The organism is Actinomyces sp. SKVG-SVH-4(1) (genome assembly GCF_048514265.1).
Taxonomy (GTDB): domain Bacteria; phylum Actinomycetota; class Actinomycetes; order Actinomycetales; family Actinomycetaceae; genus Actinomyces; species Actinomyces oris.
Genome location: NZ_JBGEVE010000008.1, coordinates 109,366 through 124,985, shown reverse-complemented (window position 1 = coordinate 124,985; position 15,620 = coordinate 109,366). Strand labels below are relative to the sequence as shown.

Sequence of the window (15,620 nt, the reverse complement as noted above, 5' to 3'; positions counted from 1 at the left end):
TCTTGCTGACAAGGTGGGGGCCGCAGCGTTGCGCTGCGGCCCCCACCTCAGTGTCCAGCCTGGGTCAGCTGCTCTGGGCGGTGCTGGACTGGCTGTTCGACTGGCTGTTCTGGTTGCCGGACTGCTGCCCGCCACCGGACTGCTGGCCCTGGCCGCCACCGGGCTGACCGCCCTGGCCTCCCTGACCACCGGCGCCACCACCCATGGGGCCGCCCATCCCGGCCGACAGCGCCGAGGCCGTCCCTGTGGCCGAGCCGCCCGACGACGTCGCCACCGTGTACTGCTGGCCCTCGGTGAGCCCCAGCACCGTGATCGCCTCGGCCGTGAAGTCGACCTTGACTGAGGCCACCTGCGACCCGGAAGCATCTGTGACGGTGAGCGTGTTCCCTGCGCTCACCGACGGCGAGCCCGTGACCCCCACGAGCTGGCTCTCTCCGTTGGCGTCCACCGAGCCGTCCATTGCGCCGGCCTGCCCCGAGACCACCACGATCCCGCCCTTGACGTAGGCCGAGCCGTTGGAGTCGATACCGTCGGAGGAGGCGTAGGAGACCTCCACCTCGCCGCCGCTGATCGTCAGTACCGAGCCGTCGTCGGACTCGGAGTCGGCATTTTCGTGCCCCTCGATGACGTGGTCGCCGTTGGAGGCGTTGATGCCGTCGTCGCCCGCCGCGATGGACAGCTCCCCGCCGGCCACGTTGATGAACGGCGCCTGCAGCCCCTCATCGGCCGCGTTGACAGTGACCTTCCCGGAGTCCTGCGTATAGCTCACCCCGGCGTTGATGCCCTTGGGCGAGGGCGTTGAGGAGTCCGCCGTCGACTCCTGCCCGGGCGGGGCCTGCTCCTCAACGGTGGCGTTGGCCTGGCCGCCACCGGCCGTGATCGTCAGGGTCGTGTCCTTGACAGTGACGTCCGTGGTCGCCGAGATCGCGTCGTCGGTGGAGGTCAGCGTGATGCTCGCCTTGCCCAGGGAGATGAAGCCCTTCGTCTCATCGTCGCCCTCACTGGACTTCAGGGCGTCGCCCCCGGCCTCGACCGTCAACGTCCCGGACTCCACCACCAGGTAGTCCTTGCCGCGCAGGCCGTCGTCGGCGGCCTTGACCTTGATGGTGGCGTTCCCGGTGATGATGAGGCCGTTCTTGGAGGAGATGCCGTCCTTGTAGGAGCCGGTCACGTCCAGCTGGCCGGTCCCGGTGACGGTGAGGGTGTCGGAGGAGAACAGGGCGGCGGTGGCCTCCTGGCCCGAGGCGTAGCTCGCGCCGTCGGCCAGCGTGTTCTTGGAGTCCTTGGCCAGGACCACGATCGCCTTGCCGGCGTCCTGGATGTCGATGGCCGGTCCGTCCGAGCTCGTGATGCTCGCGCCCTTGAGGACCAGGCGCACGTCCGCCTTGGGAGCATTGACGACGATCCGCCCGTTGCTGAGCTCGCCACTGATGACGTAGGTCCCACCGCCGCTGATGGTGACGGTGCCCCCGTCGACCTTCACGTTGCTCGACGCCGAACCGCTGGCCGAGGCCGACGATCCCGAGAGCGTGATCGTGGTGGCCGACGACGTGTCCGGGGTCCCGGCGTCGTCCGCGGAGCTCGAGTCGTCCTCCACCGAGGCGTTCGCCCCCAGGATGTCGGAGACGCTCGCACCGGTCGACGCCGTGGCCACCGACGAGGAGATCGTCGTCCACGTCGTATCCGACTCACCCGAGCCGGAGGCGCTGTCCTTACCGGACGCCGAGGAGGTCGAGCAGCCGGCCGCCAGGGCGATCGCGGCCAGGAGCGCGACGGCTCCGGTCGCACGACGGCGGAGTCGGTGGAGGGGCGTGGTCGTCGTCTTGGTGGTCTTCATGGTTTCTGGCCTCTTCTTCTCGGGATCTTCTCGGGTCCGGTGTCGGATCGTGGGTGGGCTGGGGCGGCGCTCAGGCGGCGCTCGCGGTGGCGCGCGTGGCGCCGATGCTCTCCAGACTGGAACGGTCGGTGCCGAACAGGTCGGCGAGCTCGTGGGTCAGGGTCCGGTACCACCGGTTGGCGGGCAGCTCGGGGTGGAGCAGCGCCATGCCGGTGGCGTACTTCGAGATGCGGGCGGGGCGGTGGCCGGCGTCCCACAGGGCCCGGTCCGCAGGCGAGGGCGTGGCCGGGTTCTTCGTCTCGACGACGGCGACGCCCGCCACCGCCACCGGCTCACGGTCGTCGATGGCCGCGGTCAGGTGGGCTGGGCGCAGGGCCTGCGGGGCCCCGGCGACGCTGGCGGCCCTCGCGCGGCCCCCCGGTGTCAGGCGCCGCCAGGTCAGGGCCGTGTCGATGGTGGCCCGGGCCTCGGCGCGCGGCAGGTGCAGGGTGGTGCGCTCATAGGTGGTGGCCAGCACCGGCCGCAGCGCGGCGGCAATATCCCGGGCCGCGGCCGGGCCGGTGACCCCCGTGCTCGCCAGACAGGCGGCCACGAAGGCGCGGCCCGAGCCGGTCAGGCGGGAGGCGTCGTCGGGGTGGTAGCCCATGCGCCGCTTGACGGTGGTGCCGCGCGCGCCGCGGGTCTTGACCTCCAGGAAGCACAGGCCGGAATCCAGGTAGGTGCGGGTGCGCACCTTGAAGCGCCGACGCCGCTTGCGGGCCGTGAGAATGAAGGCCTCCAGCCCCGGGGTGTCGAAGTAGGTCGAGGCGTAGGAGAAGCGGCGCCGCCCGTCGATGTCCAGGACCCGGGCCTCGGAGGTGAGGCCACCCACGAGCTCCTGCGCGCGTTCCAGTGGCACCAGGTACTTGCGGTCCACCCGGGTCAGCAGACCGGCGGCGCCGTTGAGCTCGGCGAGACTGGTCGGAGCCAGGTGGTCGGCGTTCAGGGAGCCCGATGTCGGAGCCTGAGACCCTGCTAAGGAGGCTGCCGGGGAGGTGCTCACGGTCGCCGTTGAGGTTGCCGTCGTGGTCATCATCGGTGTCCTTGTCTGTTCTGGTCTGTTCTGGTCTGGCCTGGTCTGTCCTGTCGGCTTCGTCCGGGGCGGCGCTCAGTGCGAGGTCACGGCTGCGGGCGAGGCCGTAGGCTGCGCGGCGGAGCGGGTGACGTACTGGGCGGCCGGCGCCACGGTGAGGGGCTGGGCCTCGACGGGCTCGGTGCGGGAGCCGGCCTGCGCGGCGTTCAGGCGTGTGCCGCTCCAGGTCTGGGCGGTCTGCGTCCCGCGGGTGACTGCGCCGGTCGGCTCGGTGTCCGGCTGCGCGGCGGGGGCGACGTCGTCGAAGGCCGTGACGGTCTCAAGCTCAGTGGGGGTGTGGCGCGGCACCCGGAAGCGGACGTCAACGGTGGTGGTGTCGTCGACCAGGTCAAGGCGCTGGACCTCCACCGAGCGGACCTGCCCGCCCAGGGTGCGCTCCAGGTGCGCGATGAGAGCGGTCTCGTTGGTGATGGCGTGGTCGAGGACGATCACCTGGTGGCGGTTGCGGCGCATGAGCGCGGGGTGGTCACCAATCCACAGGGCGGCGACGACGGTGCCCATGAGGGCCGCCACCATCCCGATCGGTGCGGTCTGGATCCCGCCGAGCAGGCCCAGGGCCAGGGCCGCGAAGAAGTAGGCGACCTCGTGCTGGGCCAGCTCGGTGGAGCGCAGGCGGATGATGGACAGGACGCCGAAGAGCCCCAGGCCCAGGCCGGCCGCGACGCTTGCTGTCGACAGCAGCAGGGTGACGGCCAGAACGCCCACGTTGACGCCGATGTAGGCGGCCATGAGGTCCTTGCGTGCGTGGCGGGGGGCGTAGAGGGCCCCGACCAGGACGGCGAGGGCGATCAGGTCGGCGGCGATGTAGGTCAGGGTGGTCAGGCTCATCGGGAGGCTCCTGTCGGGTCAATCGGACCGATGACGGGGCCTGACCGCGGGGTGGGCAGCAGGGGAGCGCCCTCAGCGCGCCGCGGCCTTGTGCGGCTCCGTCCGGTGACAAACAGTCAACGGGCGCATTCCATGAGCGCGCTGTGAACAGGGCATGGGGGAGGCATGACTTGCCGCGCCGCGGCGTAAGGCGGCCGACAGCGCCCCCACAGACGGGCGGTGCCCGTGACCTGTGGAGGCGCTGGTTGGGGGTGGGGTGGAAGCGTGAGGGCCGCTGCTCAGGCCGCGAGCTGGCGCGACTGTGCCTGACGCCAGTAGCGCCCCAGATTCCGCTTGATGGTGCGGTTCCACCGGTTGGTGGGCAGGTTCGCGTACAGCAGCGCCATACCGGTGGCGTACTTCGAGATGCGGGCCGGCCGGTGCCCCTGATGCCACAGGAGGCGGTCCGTGGGGGAGGCCGTGGAGGGGTTCTTCGTCTCGACGACGTTGAGGTGATCGACCATGACGCCCTGCCCCAGGCGCTTCCCGTCGGGGCCGAACAGGTCCCAAGTGAGCTGGGTGTCGAAGGTGGCGCGGGCCTCGTCGTGGGGCAGGTGCAGGGTGGTGCGACTGTAGGTGGAGTCCATGACCGGGACGAGGGCATCGGCGATCGTGCGCGCCTCGTCCGAGGAGCAGGTGCCGGACTCCACGAGGCGCTCGATGACGAACAGGCGACCGTCGGGCGTGATGCGGTCGGCGTCGTCGGGGTCGTACTTGAAGCGGTCCTTGACCGTGGCCTCGCGCGACCCGTTGGTCTTGACCTCCAGGAAGCACAGGCCGGAGTCCAGGTAGGTGCGGGTGCGGATCTTGTAACGCCGACGGCGCTTGCGGGCCGCCAGGAAGTAGGCGTCCAGGCCGGGGGTGTCGAAGTAGGTCGAGGCGTAACGGAAGTGTCGCAGGCCGTCGATCTGGAGGACCTGCGCTCGCGGGGCCAGGTGGCTGATGACGTGCTGGGTGTCGCCCGGGGGAACCAGGTACTTGCGGTCCATGCGGGTCAGGAGGCTTGCCTCGGAGTTGAGCTCGGCGAGGGAGATCGTGTTGATGCCGTCGGTGTTCAGCACGGTGCAGTCCTTTCCGGGATCGGGAGTCACGAGGTGGGGGAGCCGGTGCTGCTGGGTGGCAGCGGTGGAGGAGGGGCGGCGGCGGCAGTGGTTGCGTGGCGGGTGTGGTGGATGCTGTGCGTGCGCGATGTCCTCGAGGCGATGAGGCGCGGCCCCGATGCGGTGGCGCCGCCGGTGAGGCGGGCCGGCTCGGTCAGTTGTAGCGGGGCTGGACCATGGACGGAGGGTTGCTCACCTGAGCGTGCTGCGGGGAGGCGGAGGCGTGTTGCTGGCGGTGACCGGTGATCCAGTCGTAGCGAGGCGGGGCAGTGGCTGCTCTCGCGGCGCTGTCGGCCACGGGGGTCTCGGGCCAGAGCTGCTGACCGGCGGGCTGAACCTGAGCGGCAGCCTGAGGCGGAGCCTCCCGGACCAGGTGGGGCCCCTGCTGCATCTCCTCCTGCTGCAGCTGGGCGGCCGGTGGCTGAGCCGGCCTCGCTGCGCGGGAGCGAGGACGCAATCGGTAGTGGACCTCGACGATGGTGGTGTCGTTGACCAGGTCCAGGCTCTTGAGGTCGACGCTGCGCACGTGGGCGCCGAGCAGGTCCTCGAGCTCGGTGATGAGCTCGTTCTCGTCGCTGATGGCCCGGTCGAGGGTGACGACCTGGTTGCGGTTGCGGCGCAAGAGCGCCGGGTGGTCACCCACCCACAGCGAGGCGAGAATGAGGAGCATGAGGATGGCGACGATGATGAGGTGGCTGATGTGCTTGCCCTTGATGCCACCGAGCAGGCCCAGGGCCAGGGCCGCGAAGAAGTAGGCCACCTCCCCCTGGGCGAGGGAGGAGGAGCGCAGGCGGATGATGGACAGGACGCCGAAGAGTCCCAGGCCCAGGCCGGCTCCGACGCTCTCGCTCGTTGACAGCAGCAGGGTGACCGCCAGGACGCCGACGTTGACGCCGATGTAGGCGGCCACGAGGTCGCGGCGACCGTGGCGCGGAATGTAGAGAGCTCCGACTAGGAGCGTGATGGCCACCAGATCGGAGCCGATGTAGGCCAGTGTCAGTGGTAGGTCTTGCAACACCTGCTGCATGAGGATGTCCTTGGGGGAGATGGGTTGGGAACCGTATTGTTACGTTAACATAACGATAGGTTGGTTTGTATAAATCACGCTAGTGCGCGAGCCCCTGCGTGGTGTGAGGCTGCATACTCTCGGAGCAACCCTCCCCGTTTTCACGGTTATCACCGGCCTGCTGTGTGCTGGCGGCGGGAGGTGGCGATTGAGGTGGTCGCTTTCGACGTCGTCGGATCCCGACCACTTGCTGGATGCTCGCTGGGAATGGCGACACGCCGAGGGGGTGTGTCCGAGAGGGCGAATTCTGCGTCTTCATCCCCAGGGCTGGGGGCAGAGAGCTGTCGATGACCGGCCGTGCCTGTGGTTAAGGGGTGCGAATAGATGTCGTACCCGTGCAGGACCATCGTTGTGCGGATTGCGGGGACAGGGCCGAGGGCCTCCGGCGAGGCGTCCACGGACTGTCTCCACCAGCCGTCCACAGTGAGACGAAGGTTTTCCACAGAGGGGAGGGGTGGTGTGCACAGGGCCACGTTAGACACAGCATCTTGGGGTGATGGACCCGGATCACCCCAAGGGGTAGTGTCTTGCTCCGCGGGGCCGTTCTGGCCTCCCGTGAATGACAAGCGTGTGGTGCCGCCGGCGCAGTCCCTGTTCGGGGACGGGCCGCAGTCACCGCCACCCGACCCTGAGGAAGAGACGGACATGGCGATCACCATCTACAGCAAGCCCAACTGCGTCCAGTGCACGGCCACCTACCGCGCCATGGACAAGGCCGGCCTGTCCTACGAGACGGTGGACATCTCCTTGGACGCTCAGGCCCTCGAGCAGGTCAAGTCCCTGGGATACGCCCAGGCCCCCGTCGTCGTCGCCGGAGAGGACCACTGGTCCGGCTTCCGTCCGGACAAGATCAAGACTCTCGCCCTGGCCGTCGAGTCCGTCGCGGTCTGAGGCCGCGGGGGCGCGCCGTGAGTAGCGGGCCTCTGCTGGTCTACTTCTCCTCCACCTCGGAGAACACGCACCGATTCGTGGGCAAGCTCGGCTTCCCGACGGCGCGCATCCCCCTGAGGCGCACGGAGTCGCCGCTGACCGTGGATGAGGAGTACGTCCTGGTCGTGCCCACCTACGGTGGCGGCTCCGTTAAGGGGGCGGTGCCCAAGCAGGTCATCGCCTTCCTCAACAACCCGGACAACCGGGCCCTGTGCCGGGGCGTCATCGCCTCGGGCAACACCAACTTCGGCCAGGCCTACTGCCTGGCGGGTGACATCATCGCCAGCAAGCTGGGGGTGCCGTTCCTGTACCGCTACGAGCTGCTCGGCACCCCCACGGACGTCGCACGCGTCAAAGAAGGATTGGAAGACTTTTGGCAGACACGCTGACGGACACCGGCTCAGAAACCGTGTCCTCCCCGGAGCTGGACTACCACGCGCTCAACGCGAAGCTGAACCTCTACGACGCGGAGGGCAGGATCCAGTTCGATGCCGACCACGAGGCGGCCCGGCAGTACTTCCTCCAGCACGTCAACCAGAACACGGTCTTCTTCCACGACCTGGAGGAGAAGCTCGAGTACCTGGTCGAGGAGGGCTACTACGAGGGCCACATCCTGGACAAGTACTCCCCGGAGTTCGTCAAGTCCGCCTTCAAGGCCGCCTATGCCCACAAGTTCCGCTTCGAGACCTTCCTGGGCGCCTTCAAGTACTACACGTCCTACACGCTCAAGACCTTCGACGGGAAGCGCTACCTGGAGCGCTTCGAGGACCGTGTCACCATGGTGGCCCTCACGCTGGCCGACGGCGATGAGCAGCTGGCCCTCGACCTCGTCGACGAGATGATGTCCGGCCGCTTCCAGCCGGCCACCCCCACCTTCCTCAACGAGGGCAAGGCTCAGCGCGGGGAGCCCGTCTCCTGCTTCCTCGTGCGCATCGAGGACAACATGGAGTCGATCGCCCGCGGCATCAACTCCGCCCTCCAGCTGTCCAAGCGCGGCGGGGGAGTGGCCCTCCTGCTGAGCAACCTGCGGGAGATGGGCGCCCCCATCAAGCGCATCGAGAACCAGTCCAGCGGCGTCATCCCCGTCATGAAGCTGCTGGAGGACTCCTTCTCCTACGCCAACCAGCTCGGGGCCCGCCAGGGCGCAGGGGCCGTGTATCTGCACGCCCACCACCCCGACATCATGCGCTTCCTGGACACCAAGCGTGAGAACGCCGACGAGAAGATCCGCATCAAGACCCTCTCGCTGGGCGTCGTCATCCCGGACATCACCTTCGAGCTGGCCCGCAACAACGAGGACATGTACCTCTTCAGCCCCTACGACGTCGAGCGCGTCTACGGCATGCCCTTCGCGGACATCAACGTCACCGAGAAGTACCGCGAGATGGTGGACGACGGGCGCATCAAGAAGAAGAAGATCAACGCCCGCACCTTCTTCCAGACTCTGGCCGAGATCCAGTTCGAGTCCGGCTACCCGTACGTCATGTTCGAGGACACGGTCAACAAGGCCAACCCCATCAAGGGCAAGGTCGTCATGTCCAACCTGTGCTCCGAGATCCTTCAGGTCTCCGAGCCCAGCGAGCTCAACGAGGACCTCACCTACGCCCATGTGGGCAAGGACATCTCCTGCAACCTGGGCAGCCTCAACATCGCCAAGACGATGGACTCCCCGGACTTCGCCCGCACGATCCGCACCGCTGTGCGCGGCCTGACCGCCGTCAGCGACCAGACCCACCTGCCCAGCGTGCCCTCCATCGACCGGGGCAACCATGAGTCGCACGCCATTGGCCTGGGGCAGATGAACCTCCATGGCTTCCTGGCGCGCGAGCGCATCCACTACGGCTCGGAGGAGGGCCTGGACTTCACCAACGTCTACTTCGCCAGCGTCCTGTTCGCCGCCCTGACGGCGTCGAACGAGATGGCCGTGGAGCGCGGGGAGAGCTTCGTGGGCTTCGAGGACTCGGCCTACGCCAGCGGCGAGTTCTTCGAGAAGTACGTGACCCAGGACTTCGTGCCGGTCACCGAGCGCGTCAAGGAGATCTTCGCGGCCTCCAGCGTGCACGTTCCCACGCGTGAGGACTGGGCCGAGCTGGCGGAGAAGGTCAAGAAGGGCGGCCTGTACAACCGCAACCTGCAGGCCGTGCCGCCCACCGGCTCGATCTCCTACATCAACAACTCCACCTCCTCGATCCACCCGATCGTGGCCAAGGTGGAGATCCGCAAGGAGGGCAAGATCGGCCGCGTCTACTACCCGGCGCCCTTCATGACGAATGACAACCTCGAGTACTACCGGGACGCCTACGAGATCGGCCCGGAGAAGATCATCGACACCTACGCCGTGGCCACCCAGCACGTGGACCAGGGGCTGAGCCTCACGCTGTTCTTCCCGGACACGGCCACCACCCGCGACGTCAACCGCGCCCAGATCTACGCCTGGCGCAAGGGCATCAAGACCCTCTACTACATCCGCCTGCGTCAGGCCGCCCTGACCGGCACCGAGGTCGAGGGCTGCGTCTCCTGCATGCTGTGAGCCGGCCGCCGTCGGCTGCCTGCCCATGACTGCTGTCGGGGCCGAGAGGACATGATTCCTCCCGGCCCCGACTCTCGTGCTGGATGGGTGAGTGTCTGTTGATGACCGCTCTTGCCATCATCTCCTGTGTGGTGTGTAGTGGCTATACACATGAGTTGTTTAGCGTGTAAACTGCTGTTGTGAAGGTGCGTGAGCTCAACCGACGGATCGAGGCGCTGGGTGGTGTCATGACTCGTCAACGTGGTTCGCATCGACGGTACGAGGTGGTGTCGGCCGAGGGGGTTCGGGCCTTCACTGTTGTTCCTCAACATGCTGGAGAGGTGCCGGTGGGAACGCTGGCTGCGATCGATCGCGACCTTGCGCCGGTCCTCGGGAAAGGGTGGACAAGACGATGACGATGTATGACGTGACGGTGAGTCGCGAGGCGGACAACTGGTTGGCGCAGTGCGTTCAGGAACCCACGGCGCATACCTGGGCCCCTACTCTCGCAGCGGTGCGCGCTGAGATTGTCGACGCCATCATCCTTGCAGCGGATCTGCCGGAGGGGGCTGTCATTGACGTCCGTCTTCTTCCGGATGATGGTCTGCCGGAGTACATCGTGCGGGCACTCAAGGTCGGTAACGACCGGATGGCTCTCCGCTCCGCCGAGGCGGCCTTGCGAAGCGCGACGGAGGAGTCAGTGCACGCCATGCTGGCTCAAGGGCACAGTGTGCGCGACGTCGCCGGCGCCGTGGCACTCACTCCGGGGCGGATCGCGCAGCTCTCTGCCTAACAGCAAGTGGCTCACCTCGCAGCCGAGGACTCCTTGGCACGACGGCGCAGCTCGCGCACGGTGGCGTGCGGATCCTCACCGGCCGGGAACCCGCGCAGGCGCCAGTACATGGCCAGCAGGGAACCGGTGATCGTGTGCCAGAAGGTCGCCACCGCGCAGGGCGCGGCCACCGCCGCGCTCAGGTACTGCAGGGCGAGCGTCGAACCGAGCCCGGCGTTCTGCAGGCCCACCTCGATACCGATCGTGCGGCGGTCGGCCCGCGAGACGCCGAAGGCTCGCGCCACGGCGTAGCCCAGGGCGTAGCCGGTTGCATTCTCCAAGGCGATTGCGGCGAACATGAGCGGCCCCGCGGTGGCGATGAGCGGCTGACTCTTGGAGGCCACGGCCGCCACCACCGCGGCGATCGCCACGACCGAGACCCACGGCATCGCCGGCTGGATCCGCGCCACCTGCCGGTGGAAGAAGACATTGCAGGCCAGGCCCGCACCCACCGGCAGCAGCACGATCTGCACGATCGACAGTGCCATCGACCCGGCCGGTACCTGCATGTAGGTCCCGGCCAGCCACAGGGTCAGCAGCGGGGTGACGATGGGGGCAAGCATCGTGGAGAAGGCGGTCATCGACACCGAAAGGGCCGTGTTGCCCTTGGCCAGGTAGCTGACCACGTTCGACGTCGTCCCTCCGGGCACGCAACCGATGAGGATGATGCCCACCTTGAGCTCGGGGGACAGCGGCAGCAGGTTCGCCACGCTCCAGCCCACCAGCGGCATGACCGCGTACTGGCTGAGCACACCCAGAATGACCGGCTTTGGGTGACGGGCGATCATCGTGAAGTCCGGGATGGACAAGGTCATCCCCATCCCCAGCATCGTGACGGCCAGCAACGGCGTCATGTAACCGGCCAACGGCACGAAGGTGGAGGGCGAGAAGAAGGCGGCGAGGAAGGCGCCGAACATGATGAGCGGGAAGACCGTCACCGCAACGCGGGCGCTGCGGTCCTGCCTCCTCTCGGAGGCCGCGTCGGTGTCAGCGCCTGTGTCAGGAGGGGGTGTCATGGGATGCCTCGGATCAACGGTGGAGCGTCAGCGGGGATACGCGCGGTGACGATAGTCCGAGGAGTGAAACGATGCCGTCTCAGTCCACCGTGCGGACGCATCTGAGCGTCGAGTACTGGGGGCTCGGAATGGGCCGCCGGCCGTGACCCGCGTCGGTGGCCCCGCGGGCTTGGTGAGGCCAGTGCAGGCCGGGGCTCTACTCGAGGTCGTCGTCGGCGTCGTCGGCACAGTTGACGACGCCGGACTCGGGTTCATCCTCGGGCTCGCGCCACACCTCGTCGCAGCGGTGGACGCTTGTGGCGATGAGGCGAGCATTGGGCAGGTCCACGGTGCGCACCCAGTGGCCGGCCGCCAGCGGGTTCTTACCGAAGTCCTCGTGCCGGTTGATGAGCCGCATTACGAGCACCTCCTCGGGCACGTCAATGTGGATGAGCAGGTCGATCCGCTCACGCGCCGCACCCCAACCGCGCGTCTCCAGCGCGAGGTAGTTGCCCTCAGTGACGACGACGCCGGTGCCGCTGACGATGCTCCCGGCCGCCACGGACTCGTGCATGTCGCGCCGGTAGACCGGAACGAGGACCTGAGGGGCGCCGTCGGCCCGCACCCGGTCCAGGGTCGTCAGGTAGCCCTCGACGTCGAATGTGTCAGGGGCGCCCTTGCGGTTGCGGCGCCCCAGCTCGTCCAGGACGGCGTTGGACAGGTGGAAGCCGTCCATGGCGACCAGCCCAGCGAAGACACCCGCCGCCTTCAGGCCGGTCTTCAGCTGCTCGGCAATCGTTGATTTTCCCGAACCGGGAGCGCCTGCCAGCCCGACGACGAGGCGTTCAGGCGCGTCGTCGGCCGCCAACCGCTGTACGAGCTGGTTGACGAGGTTGCTGACAAGGGCGGAGGTCTCGCCCACCCGAACCGTGGGACTCATGAATCTATTATCTCAGTCAACTACGTGCCTGAGGTGCCGGTGCAGTGTCTGTGTCCGTGGTGATGTCCGGAGCTGAGTGGATGCCGGATGGATGGTGGAATTGCGGCCGATACTGCTGATGATCGGTTGTTGGCTGCAACTCTGGGGCCGGCTGAGGGATGAGCCGAGGTGGGCGCCGTCGAAAATCGATTTCTCCCACCTGAGCGGTTAGCGATGAAGTCGTCATCATCGTCATCATTCCGAGGCAAAACGGCAGCCGATTCGTGACCGTCGCGTGAGATTTTCGCCATTGATACCAGTAAATATAGAACTTAAGTTCGGCACCGCATCAATTGAGTGCCGGACTTCTCCCGAAAGGTTTGCCGTGTCAAAGATCCATGCCCCCAGAGCGCTCAGAGCGCCTGTGCGTGCCACAGGTGCTCTCCTCCTGCTCGTGGTGATGGTTGCCGCGATGCTGACGGTCCTGCCCATGCAGGCCCGAGCCGCCATCAACCCGAAGATCACTGTCTCCGACCTGTCACTGACCCCCTCAAACGCCGTCGGCGAGGAGGACCCGAGCAAGACCGCGATCCAGAGCGGTGACTACCTCAAGCTGAAGTTCAGCTGGGATGCCAGCAAGGCCCAGGCCAAGGGCGGGGACTCCTTCGAGATCGCACTGCCCGAGCAGGTCCGCAGCAAGGACAAGATCACTGAGCCGATGATGCTCAACCACGATGGCGTCAACACGCAGGTGGGTGAGTGCTCGGTGGCCGAGCGTAAGATCACCTGCACCTTCAACAGTGAGCTCGACAAGATCGTCGCCCAGGGTTTCAAGGACCTGCGGGGTAACGGGACGTCACTGGTGGTGGCCAACGGGGCCTCGGATCTGCCCAACCTGTCGATCAAGGCCAACGGTGTCGACACTCCCGTGGCCGTTCCTGGCGGCAAGATCGGCGCGTACGTCGAAGGCCCCTACAAGCCGGAGAAGGTCACCAAGTGGGCCAGCGACCTGACCGCTGACTCCGACAAAATTGCCTGGCAGCTGATCTTCGGTCCTGACCAGATCAAGGCGGCTCTCGAGGAGAACGGTCAGTCGCTGACCGTGGACGGCAAGACCCGCTCGACCATCATGTTCACCGATGAGCTCGGCCCCGGACAGAAGTACGTCGCCGACAAGAGCAGGTGGAGGCTGGAGACCGGCACCTCCGAGGGTAAGGGTGCCAGCTCCGGGCAGCTCACGGACGCTTCCGGCGCCGACCAGAACACCGGCGCGGGCGACTTCGACCTCGACGTCACCTTCAACGGCGACGTCGCCTTCATCAAGGTGACCGGTCCCTTCGCGCCGCGCAGCAACTACATCGTCCGCTACGAGTCGACCCCCAACACCGACAACGGCAAGGTGCAGCCCGGTGTGCGGTACAAGAACGACGCCACCGCGCTGGGAACCAGTCTGCGGGGCTCCTACGCTGTGCACTACGCCTCATCCTTCTCCATTAACGTCGAGATGAAGCCTGGCTTCGGTGGATTCGAGATCACCAAGCTCCTCACCGGAACCCAGACCGGCAAGGTGCCGGCGGACACCACCTTCAAGGTCAGTGTCAACTACGACCTGCCCGGTGACGCGAAGGCAAGCGCCTACCCGGGCTGGAAGGCCCCGGGCACCCTCAACCAGGAGGGTACTGGTGGTGACCTCGAGATGAACCTGAACATCGGTGCGAAGACCGTGTTCAAGGAAATCTTCCCCACCGGAACGGTCCTCACGTTCAACGAGGACCCGACGAACGCCTCGGTCACTCCTGAAGGTGTCGTCTGGGGTAAGCCGGCCTTCATGGTGAACGGCCAGAGCACCAACACTGCGACCGTTGAGGAGCAGATGCTCGAGACCGTGACGCTGAGCAACTCTGCTGACGCCGTGCCCGTGGATCACGGTGACTTCACGATCACGAAGGCCCTGGCCGGCGACGGCGACTTCAGCAACTCCACCTTCTTGTTCACCTACAGCTGCACCGACCAGACCACGGGCTTCCTGATGGTGAAGGGTGGGAAGACCTCGGAGCACTCCGAGGAGGTCGCGGCAGGCTCGACCTGCACCGTCACCGAGATCACCGACTCCGCCTTCCGGTCGGGGTACACGCTGACCGCCCCGGAGCCGCAGACCGTCGCTATCGTCAAGGATCAGACGGCCGAGGTGACGATGACCAACACCTACACGAAGGCCAAGGGCTCCTTCTCGGTGACCAACACTGCCTCGGGTGCTCCTGTGGCCGACAAGGAGTTCACCTTCACCTACACCTGCGACAACGGGCAGGAAGGCACCCTCAAGGCCAAGGCCAATGGCCCGGCGGTCAATGGTCCGGAGCTGCCCGTGGGCACTGAGTGCACCATTGAACAGGACGTGGACAAGGCTCAGGTCGACGGGTACACCCTCAAGGCTCCCGCGTCTCAGAAGGTGACTATTGGCGAGAAGGTGCTGGACCTGAAGTTCGCTGGTATGTACACCTCTCTCGCCGTGCCGTCGCCGACGCCGAGCGCTGAGGCGACTGCGAAGCCTTCCGCCGAGCCGAGTGCTGCGCCGAGTGCCGCTCCGACCGAGAAGCCGGCCGCTGACGCCAGCGCGGACCCGAACGTGAAGCCCAGTGCTGAGGCGAGCGCCAAGCCGAGTGCTGGGGCGAGTGCGGACCCGGCTGACAAGCCGGCCGCTGACGCCAGCGCGGACCCGAACGCCAAGCCCAGTGCTGAGGCGAGTGCGGACCCGGCTGACAAGCCCGCTGCTGACGCCAGCGCGGACCCGAACGCCAAGCCCAGTGCTGAGGCGAGCGCCAAGCCGAGTGCTGAGGCGAGTGCGGACCCGGCTGACAAGCCGGCCGCTGACGCCAGTGTGGACCCGAACGCCAAGCCCAGTGCTGAGGCGAGTGCGGACCCGAACGCCAAGCCCAGTGCTGAGGCGAGTGCGGACCCGGCTGACAAGCCCGCTGCTGACGCCAGCGCGGACCCGAACGCCAAGCCCAGCGCTGACGCGAGCAGCTCCACCGCTGCGGGTGACTCGTCGTCGGACGGCGCGCCTGCACCGGTGACGTCCACTAGCTCGGCGGCGCCGGCCCCGGCCGATGGGGCACCTGGCGGTCCTGCGGGGGGCCCGCTGGCCAGCACCGGTGTCAGGATCGGCCTGCCTCTGGGCATCGCCGTGGTCGCCGTGATGGGAGGGGCTCTGCTGGTGAGCCGCCGCCGCGCCTGACGCCGGCCGCTAGTTCCCACCTCTCACAGGGATAGGTCCCCGGGCCCACCTGAGTTCTGCACTCAGGTGGGCCCGGGGCGTCTTGCGCTCCAGCAGCCGACTGCACCGGAGAGGGGAACGATCCCCATCCCGTGTGCCGGAGTGAGAGCCTAAGGTGGCGCCATGGCTCATCGTCGACGCAGCATCATCCGGTTCCTG

Annotated in this window: 13 protein-coding genes; 6 read left to right on the top strand and 7 right to left on the bottom strand. The window is 67.2% G+C overall.

The window, feature by feature from the left end:
* Positions 1 to 64: 64 nt before the first annotated feature.
* The 5 genes from AB7V09_RS08460 to AB7V09_RS08440 all read right to left on the bottom strand — a co-directional run bounded on the left by AB7V09_RS08460 (position 65) and on the right by AB7V09_RS08440 (position 5,963).
* Positions 65 to 1,837, bottom strand: a complete 1,773-nt coding sequence (locus AB7V09_RS08460) for a carbohydrate-binding domain-containing protein (protein ID WP_419143483.1) — start codon at positions 1,835 to 1,837, stop codon at positions 65 to 67.
* A gap of 70 nt (positions 1,838 to 1,907) precedes the next feature.
* A complete protein-coding gene (locus tag AB7V09_RS08455; protein WP_419143482.1) occupies positions 1,908 to 2,912 on the bottom strand; it encodes a polyphosphate polymerase domain-containing protein in 1,005 nt (334 codons plus the stop codon).
* A gap of 72 nt (positions 2,913 to 2,984) precedes the next feature.
* Complete coding sequence (locus AB7V09_RS08450; RefSeq protein ID WP_419143481.1) at positions 2,985 to 3,797, bottom strand: DUF4956 domain-containing protein; 813 nt, start codon at positions 3,795 to 3,797, stop codon at positions 2,985 to 2,987.
* 278 nt (positions 3,798 to 4,075) lie between these two features.
* Entirely contained in the window at positions 4,076 to 4,897 is an 822-nt protein-coding gene (locus AB7V09_RS08445; RefSeq protein WP_419143480.1) for a polyphosphate polymerase domain-containing protein, read from the bottom strand.
* A gap of 193 nt (positions 4,898 to 5,090) precedes the next feature.
* Positions 5,091 to 5,963, bottom strand: a complete 873-nt coding sequence (locus AB7V09_RS08440; RefSeq protein WP_075414337.1) for a DUF4956 domain-containing protein — start codon at positions 5,961 to 5,963, stop codon at positions 5,091 to 5,093.
* Positions 5,964 to 6,647: 684 nt separating this feature from the next.
* Between AB7V09_RS08440 and nrdH the strand changes: the two genes are divergently transcribed.
* From nrdH to AB7V09_RS08415, 5 genes are all read left to right on the top strand, one after another.
* Positions 6,648 to 6,893 (top strand): glutaredoxin-like protein NrdH, encoded by a 246-nt coding sequence (gene nrdH, locus AB7V09_RS08435; protein WP_003788409.1) that lies wholly within the window; start codon positions 6,648 to 6,650, stop codon positions 6,891 to 6,893.
* Between the two features lie 17 nt (positions 6,894 to 6,910).
* Positions 6,911 to 7,321, top strand: coding sequence for a class Ib ribonucleoside-diphosphate reductase assembly flavoprotein NrdI (nrdI, locus tag AB7V09_RS08430; RefSeq protein ID WP_003788408.1), 411 nt, complete (start codon positions 6,911 to 6,913; stop codon positions 7,319 to 7,321).
* Positions 7,306 to 9,462 (top strand): class 1b ribonucleoside-diphosphate reductase subunit alpha, encoded by a 2,157-nt coding sequence (gene nrdE / locus AB7V09_RS08425; protein WP_419143479.1) that lies wholly within the window; start codon positions 7,306 to 7,308, stop codon positions 9,460 to 9,462. Before nrdI ends, nrdE begins: the two co-directional genes overlap by 16 nt.
* Before the next feature lie 179 nt (positions 9,463 to 9,641).
* A complete protein-coding gene (locus AB7V09_RS08420; RefSeq protein ID WP_003788403.1) occupies positions 9,642 to 9,857 on the top strand; it encodes a type II toxin-antitoxin system HicA family toxin in 216 nt (71 codons plus the stop codon).
* Entirely contained in the window at positions 9,854 to 10,234 is a 381-nt protein-coding gene (locus AB7V09_RS08415; RefSeq protein ID WP_419143478.1) for a hypothetical protein, read from the top strand. Before AB7V09_RS08420 ends, AB7V09_RS08415 begins: the two co-directional genes overlap by 4 nt.
* 11 nt (positions 10,235 to 10,245) lie before the next feature.
* Here AB7V09_RS08415 and AB7V09_RS08410 read toward each other — a convergent pair whose 3' ends face one another.
* Positions 10,246 to 11,289 carry a bile acid:sodium symporter family protein gene (locus AB7V09_RS08410; RefSeq protein WP_419143477.1) on the bottom strand — a complete coding sequence of 348 codons (1,044 nt, stop codon included), beginning with the start codon at positions 11,287 to 11,289 and terminating at the stop codon, positions 10,246 to 10,248.
* Positions 11,290 to 11,485: 196 nt separating this feature from the next.
* A complete protein-coding gene (locus AB7V09_RS08405; protein ID WP_419143476.1) occupies positions 11,486 to 12,208 on the bottom strand; it encodes a phosphoribulokinase in 723 nt (240 codons plus the stop codon).
* Positions 12,209 to 12,611: 403 nt separating this feature from the next.
* Between AB7V09_RS08405 and AB7V09_RS08400 the strand changes: the two genes are divergently transcribed.
* Positions 12,612 to 15,422, top strand: a complete 2,811-nt coding sequence (locus AB7V09_RS08400) for a DUF5979 domain-containing protein (RefSeq protein ID WP_419143475.1) — start codon at positions 12,612 to 12,614, stop codon at positions 15,420 to 15,422.
* Positions 15,423 to 15,620 lie beyond the last annotated feature (198 nt).

Coding starts and splice junctions, on each gene's coding strand:
- AB7V09_RS08460 (WP_419143483.1), bottom strand. CDS start 1,837: ATGAAGACCACCAAGACGACGACCACGCCCCTCCACCGACTCCGCCGT.
- AB7V09_RS08455 (WP_419143482.1), bottom strand. CDS start 2,912: ATGATGACCACGACGGCAACCTCAACGGCGACCGTGAGCACCTCCCCG.
- AB7V09_RS08450 (WP_419143481.1), bottom strand. CDS start 3,797: ATGAGCCTGACCACCCTGACCTACATCGCCGCCGACCTGATCGCCCTC.
- AB7V09_RS08440 (WP_075414337.1), bottom strand. CDS start 5,963: ATGCAGCAGGTGTTGCAAGACCTACCACTGACACTGGCCTACATCGGC.
- nrdH (WP_003788409.1), top strand. CDS start 6,648: ATGGCGATCACCATCTACAGCAAGCCCAACTGCGTCCAGTGCACGGCC.
- AB7V09_RS08415 (WP_419143478.1), top strand. CDS start 9,854: ATGACGATGTATGACGTGACGGTGAGTCGCGAGGCGGACAACTGGTTG.
- AB7V09_RS08410 (WP_419143477.1), bottom strand. CDS start 11,289: ATGACACCCCCTCCTGACACAGGCGCTGACACCGACGCGGCCTCCGAG.
- AB7V09_RS08405 (WP_419143476.1), bottom strand. CDS start 12,208: ATGAGTCCCACGGTTCGGGTGGGCGAGACCTCCGCCCTTGTCAGCAAC.